Here is a 6,273-nt window from a genome sequence, read left to right on the forward strand (position 1 = left end):
CCGTCATGGCCGGGCTTGACCCGGCCATCCATCACCTTTGGCACAACGCTTGGAGAGACGTGGATGGCCGGGTCAAGCCCGGGCATGACGACTTTTGGTTTGGCAGGCCGCGCAGCTTAAGCTGGTGAGATGTCTTATTCAAAGCAGATTGCGGTTATTGGGGCCGGCCCGGCCGGGTTGATGGCCGCCGAAGTTTTGGCCGAAGGCGGAGCCAGCGTCACCGTCTACGATGCGATGCCGTCGGTGGCGCGCAAGTTTCTGATGGCGGGTCGAGGCGGGCTCAATCTCACGCATAGCGAAGAGCTGACCGCATTCCTGTCGCGTTATCGCGAAGCCGCGCCGTGGCTTGCGACGGCCGTTCAAGCGTTTTCGCCGCAACAACTACGCGACTGGTGCGAAGCATTGGGTCAGCCGACCTTCGTCGGATCCTCGGGTCGGGTGTTCCCGACAGCGATGAAGGCGTCGCCGCTGCTCCGCGCTTGGCTGCGTCGGCTCGACGCTCAGGGCGTGCATGTCGAGTTGCGGCACCGCTGGACGGGCTGGGACGATCAGGGACATCTTACCTTCGAGACGCCGGCAGGACCGCGGTCGACCATGGCCGATGCCGTCGTTCTCGCGCTCGGCGGCGCGAGCTGGCCGCGGCTCGGCTCCGACGGCGGCTGGGTGCAAATCCTCGCGGCAAAGGGCATCGCAATCGCAGCGCTGCGCCCGGCCAATTGCGGCTTCACCGTCGGCTGGTCCGAGATCTTCCGCGACCGCTTCGAGGGCCAGCCGCTGAAGGGTATCGCGCTGTCATTGAGCGGCCGCAGCGTGCGCGGCGAGGCCGTCGTGACGCGCGAGGGGATCGAGGGCGGCGCGGTGTATGCGCTGTCGGCCGAGCTGCGCGAGGCGATCGCGTTGAACGGTGCGGCCACGCTCCACGTCGCGCTGCGCCCCGATCTGGCGGCTCCCGATCTGATCAAAAAGCTGTCCGCCCCGCGCGGCAAGCAGTCGTTCTCGAACGTGCTGCGCAAGGCGCTGCAACTCTCGCCGGTCAGCATCGGCCTATTGCAGGAGGCGGCGAAGACGCAGGGGCTGTCGCTGTCGGCCTTTCCACCCGATCGTCTGGCCGCACTCGTGAATGCAGTACCGGTGACGCTGACAGGCACTGCAGGCCTCGCCCGTGCCATCTCCAGCGCCGGCGGCATCGTGCGCGACGAACTCGACGCCGATTTCATGCTCAAGCGCCTGCCGGGGGTGTTCGCCGCCGGCGAGATGCTCGACTGGGAAGCCCCGACCGGCGGCTATCTGCTCCAGGCCTCGTTCGCGACCGGTGTCGCGGCAGGGAAGGGCGTATTGAAATGGCTGAAATCGTAGGGTGGGCAAAGCGCAGCGTGCCCACCGCTTGAGCAACGAACTCTCAGATGAGATGGTGGGCACGGCGCCCCGACGGTCGTGCTTGAGGACCTGGCGCGGCTGCGCCTTTGCCCACCCTACGGTTCAATGGCTCAGTCAGCGCCGTCATTCCGGGGCGCCCGCAGGGCTCAGCCGCTGCGCGGCTGCCCCGGAATGACGTGCGGAGAGAGTGTTGCTCCTATCTCAGCTTGCCCCTTGCCGCGACCGGCAGCGTTCCCAGAATCTCCTCGCCGCGCACCATCACGACCTCGTCCATCATGTTGACCACGACGCAGACGTGATTTGGCACGATGCGGACCACGTCGCCGACGTTGGGGCGGGTGTTGCTGCGGGAGAGATCGAGGAAACCGTGCTCCTCGGCGAAGCGGGCGATCTTGGCTTCGGGGTGCTCCAGGATCAGGCCGTGGCCGTCGAGGCCGCCGGTATCGGTCGTCAGCGTCTTCGAGCCGGCATCGAGGATGCCGCGCTCGGGCGCGGCGCGGCTGACGACGGTGGAGTAGATGTGCAGCGCGCAATCGTCCCAACTCGCGACGCCGGCGGCGACCTGCATGCGGTCGTTGTAGACGTAGGTGCCCGGGCGGTGCTCGGTGGCGCCCTTGAGCTTGCCGAGGTTCTTCAGGTTCGGCGAGCCGCCGGTCGAGACGATGCTGGCCTCCAGCCCCTCGGCGCGCACGCCGGCCAGCGCCTCGTCGTAGAAGCGCTGCGCCTCATCCCAGCCGCTCTCGGTCGGATACAGCATGAAGCCGGCGAAGCGCAGCCCCTCGCTGGCCTTGATCTGCCGTGCGAGCTGGATGGCCTCGGCCGGCGTCTCGACGCCGGCGCGCTTGCGCCCCGTATCGCATTCGACCACGACGGAGAGCGTGCGGCCGGATTGCTTCGCGGCTTGCGGCAGGCCGGCGATGACGGTCGCGTTGTCGGCGGCGACCGTCATATCGGCCTTGGCCTGCAGCGCGGCTAGCCGCGCCATCTTCTCCTCGCCGATCAGATTGTAGCTGATCAGGATGTTGCCGATGCCGGCATCCGCCATGATCTCGGCCTCGCCGATCTTCTGGCAGGTGATGCCTTTGGCTCCCGCCTCGATCTGGAGCTTGGCCAGGACCGGGCTCTTGTGCGTCTTGATGTGCGGCCGGTTGGCGACGCCGGCGGCGTCGCATTGCGCCTGGATGCGCGCAATGTTGCGCTCGACCTTGTCCATGTCGATGACGGCGCAGGGCGTGCCATACTCCCGGGCGATCTTGGCGGCGAGCGGGGTGGTCATGTCGTTTGCTCCATGTTGCCGTCATTGCGAGGAGCGAAGCGACGAAGCAATCCAGAGTCCCGACTGCAGCCCTGGATTGCGTCGCTCCGCTCGCAATGACGGAGATAACGTAGGGTGGGCAAAGCGCAGCGTGCCCACCGTCTTCTGTGGCGCAAGGCCGCGGTGGGCACGGCGCTTTCGCGCCTTTGCCCACCCTACGCACCGTCATCCGCCTTCGATCTCCTCGCGCAGGACCTCGAGCTCCAGCCAGCGGTCCTCGGCGGCGGTGAGCTCGGCCTGCGCGGTGGCGATGGCCAGCGAGGCGGCGTCGAATTTCTTGCGGTCTTTTGCATAGAGCGCGGGGTCGGCGAGCACGGCCTGCTGCTTGGCGATTTCCGCCTGCAGCTTCGCGATCGTCTTCGGCAGGGTCTCCAGCGCGTGCTTCTCGTTGAAGGAGAGCTTGCGCTTCGGCGCACTCGCGGGCGCGGCGGCGGCCGGCTTCGTGTCTTTCCTCTCCTCGGCTGCCTTCGCGTGCTCGCGCTTCAAATCAGCTCCGCGCTGCACCAGCATATCGCTGTAGCCGCCGGCATATTCCTGCCACTTGCCGTTGCCCTCGGGCACGATCACCGAGGTGACGACGCGATCGAGGAAGTCGCGGTCGTGGCTGATCAGGATGACCGTGCCCTCGTAGTCGCCGAGCATGTCCTCCAATACGTCCAGCGTTTCCAGGTCGAGATCGTTGGTCGGCTCGTCCAGCACCAAGAGGTTCGACGGTTTTGCGAGCGCGCGCGCCAGCATCAGCCGGCCGCGCTCGCCGCCGGACAGCACCTCCAGCGGCGTGCGCATCTGCTCGCGCGAGAACAGGAAGTCCTCCATGTAGCCGACGACGTGCTTCGGCTTGCCCGCCACCATGACGTGATCGCCGCGGCCGCCGGTCAGGGCCTCGGAGAGGGTGGTCTTGGGATCGAGGCTCTCGCGATGCTGATCGAGCGTCGCCATCTCCAGATTGACGCCGAGCCGGATGCTGCCGCTGTCGGGCTCGCTGCCGCCGGTGAGCAGGTTGACCAGCGTGGTCTTGCCGGCGCCGTTCGGACCGACGATGCCGATGCGATCGCCGCGCTGGATGCGGATGGAGAAATTGTCGACGATCTTGCGGTCGCCGTAGCTCTTCGACGCGCCCTTGGCTTCGATCACCAGCTTGCCGGACTTGTCCGCCTCGGCAGCGGCGAGATTGGCGCTGCCCGCCGTGCCGCGATAGTCGCGGCGTTGCTGACGCAGCGCATGCAGGTTGGCGAGCCGCTTGACGTTGCGCTTACGCCGGCCGGAGACGCCGTAGCGCAGCCAGTGCTCCTCGTTGACGATCTTGCGGTCGAGCTTGTGCTGCTCGCGCTCCTCCTCGGCCAGCACCTCGTCGCGCCAGGCCTCGAAGGCGGCGAAGCCGCGGTCGATCTGCTTGATCTGGCCGCGGTCGAGCCAGGCGGTGGCGCGCGACAGGTTGGTGAGGAAGCGGCGATCGTGGCTGATCAGCACCAGCGCGCAGCGGCGGCCATCGAGCTCGTTCTCCAGCCACTCGATGGTCGTGAGGTCGAGATGGTTGGTCGGCTCGTCCAGCAGCAGAATGTCTGGATTGGGCGCGAGCACGCGCGCCAGCGCCGCGCGGCGCGCCTCGCCGCCGGAGACGTGCGCCGGATCTTCCTCGCCGGTCAGTCCGAGCTGCTCGATCAGATAGCGCGCCTGGTAGTGATCGTCGCCTGGCCCGAGCCCAGCTTCGACATAGGACAGCGTCGTGGCATGGCCGGAGAAATCCGGCTCCTGCGGCAGATAGCGTACGGTCGCGCCGGGCTGCACGAAGCGCGTGCCGCTGTCGCAGTCGACCAGGCCGGCTGCGATCTTCAGCAAGGTCGACTTGCCGGAGCCGTTGCGGCCGATCAGGCAGACGCGCTCGCCGGGCGAGACCGACAGCTCGACGCCCTGCAACAGCGCCGTGCCGCCGAAGGTGAGGCGGATGTCTTTCAATTGGATGAGAGGCGGCGCCATCGTGATGCTAGCTCTGTTGCTGGATCCGCGCGGCGCGCTGGCGCTGCACGCGGCGGATCGTGGTGTCGAGGGTGGACAGGAAGGTGGAGCGGTCGCGGGGCGTGAACGAGCGCGGGCCGCCGGTGATCTCGCCGGACGAGCGCAGATCGGTCATCAGGTTGCGGACCGCGAGTGTCATGCCGATCGATTCCTCCGTGAACGGCTTGCCGTTCGGTGCGATCACGGCGCTGCCGGCCTTGACGCAGCGGCTCGCCAGCGGAATGTCCGCGGTGATGACGATGTCGTCGGGACCGCTGCGCTCGGCGATCCAGTTGTCCGCGGCGTCCATGCCGCTGCCGGCCGCCACGCGCGTGATCAGGGGATCGTCGGGCACGCGGATGAAGCCGCCGGCGACGACGACCACCGGCAGGCCGTGCCGGATCCCGACGCGGTAGATCTCGTCCTTCACCGGGCAGGCGTCGGCGTCGACATAAAGGGTGATCGGGGCGGTTTCGGTGGTCATCGGGCGTTCATTCGGGATGGCCGGTTGGTACTCCATCGAGCCGGGAATTGCGAGCCAAACGCTGTGCTTGCCAGGGGCTTTCCGGCCGCTACCATTGCCCGAAAAGGGTCAAAGGGAGGCAAGCATGGCAGGCGAACTCGCGCCTTACGCGGTCGAGGCGTTCAACACGGCCAAGCAGTCCGAGAACAAGATGCACGACGACAGCGTGGCCCGCCGCTTCGGCTTCGCCGGCGGCCTGGTGCCGGGCGTCGAGGTGCTGGCGTACATGCTGCACCAGCCGGTCGCACGCTGGGGGCGGGCGTTCCTGGAACGCGGCCTGATCGAGGCGCGGTTCACCAAACCGGTCTATGACGGCGAGATGGCGGAGGTCACCGCGAGCGAGACGGCCGATGGCCTCACGCTCGAGGTCATGAGCCAGGGCCAGCTCTGCGCGACCGGTTCCGCGTCGCTGCCGGCGGTGGCGCCGGATGTGGTGCTGAGCGACTATCGCGATGTTCCACCCGCGGCCGTGCGGCCGCCGGTCAGCGCGGGGGCGTTCGCGGTCGGCAGCTGGCTCGGCACCGCGCCGCGCGCATGGCCGGGGCAGGCGGCCACGGCATATCTCGCCGAGATCCGCGAGCGCGATCCCATTTATGCGGCCGAGCGTCTCGGCCATCCCGGCATGCTGCAGCGGGTGATGAACCGGCTCCTGGTCGACAACGTCGTGCTCGGCCCGTGGATTCACGTCGGCAGCCGGATGCAGCTCTTGTCGGCGATCGCCGAGACCGACGAGATCACGGCCCGCGGACGTGTCGTCGCCAACTATGAGAAAAAGGGCCACCGCTTCGTCGAGATCGACGCGCTGGTGGTCGCGAACGGCACCCGGCCGCTGGCGCATTGCCACCACGTTGCGATCTATCAGCCGCGCGCGCAGGCGGCAGCGTAGCGCCTCGGCAAGCAAAGAGGCGAGCCGCCTCTCCAACCACAACTGTCATGCCCGCGCAGGCGGGCATCCAGTACGCCGCGGCCTCGCAGTGCAATCACGCCCGTCTCGGCGTACTCGATCGTCCGCCTTCGCGGACGATGACGGCGGAGTTTGGAGCGGGGTGCCCGCGCCACACTG

Annotated in this window: 5 protein-coding genes; 2 read left to right on the plus strand and 3 right to left on the minus strand. The window is 67.8% G+C overall.

What is annotated here, in order from left to right; translation table 11 throughout:
- Nucleotides 1-129 precede the first annotated feature (129 nt).
- The gene (locus BRAS3809_RS29755) at nucleotides 130-1,356 is read left to right on the plus strand and encodes a BaiN/RdsA family NAD(P)/FAD-dependent oxidoreductase (RefSeq protein ID WP_035659370.1); all 1,227 of its coding nucleotides are present in this window, start codon (nucleotides 130-132) and stop codon (nucleotides 1,354-1,356) included.
- A gap of 217 nt (nucleotides 1,357-1,573) precedes the next feature.
- Here BRAS3809_RS29755 and BRAS3809_RS29760 read toward each other — a convergent pair whose 3' ends face one another.
- The 3 genes from BRAS3809_RS29760 to BRAS3809_RS29770 all read right to left on the minus strand — a co-directional run bounded on the left by BRAS3809_RS29760 (nucleotide 1,574) and on the right by BRAS3809_RS29770 (nucleotide 5,171).
- Nucleotides 1,574-2,653: a D-TA family PLP-dependent enzyme gene (locus BRAS3809_RS29760; protein WP_008965728.1), complete on the minus strand. Its 1,080-nt coding sequence runs from the start codon at nucleotides 2,651-2,653 to the stop codon at nucleotides 1,574-1,576.
- A gap of 204 nt (nucleotides 2,654-2,857) precedes the next feature.
- The gene (locus BRAS3809_RS29765) at nucleotides 2,858-4,669 is read right to left on the minus strand and encodes an ABC-F family ATP-binding cassette domain-containing protein (protein ID WP_008965729.1); all 1,812 of its coding nucleotides are present in this window, start codon (nucleotides 4,667-4,669) and stop codon (nucleotides 2,858-2,860) included.
- A gap of 7 nt (nucleotides 4,670-4,676) precedes the next feature.
- Nucleotides 4,677-5,171 carry a YaiI/YqxD family protein gene (locus BRAS3809_RS29770; RefSeq protein ID WP_008965730.1) on the minus strand — a complete coding sequence of 165 codons (495 nt, stop codon included), beginning with the start codon at nucleotides 5,169-5,171 and terminating at the stop codon, nucleotides 4,677-4,679.
- A 124-nt stretch (nucleotides 5,172-5,295) separates the two neighbouring features.
- On the opposite strand from BRAS3809_RS29770, the gene BRAS3809_RS29775 reads away from it, so the two are divergent.
- A complete protein-coding gene (locus BRAS3809_RS29775; RefSeq protein WP_008965731.1) occupies nucleotides 5,296-6,096 on the plus strand; it encodes a hypothetical protein in 801 nt (266 codons plus the stop codon).
- Nucleotides 6,097-6,273: the final 177 nt, after the last annotated feature.

The organism is Bradyrhizobium sp. STM 3809 (assembly GCF_000239795.1).
Classification (GTDB): domain Bacteria; phylum Pseudomonadota; class Alphaproteobacteria; order Rhizobiales; family Xanthobacteraceae; genus Bradyrhizobium.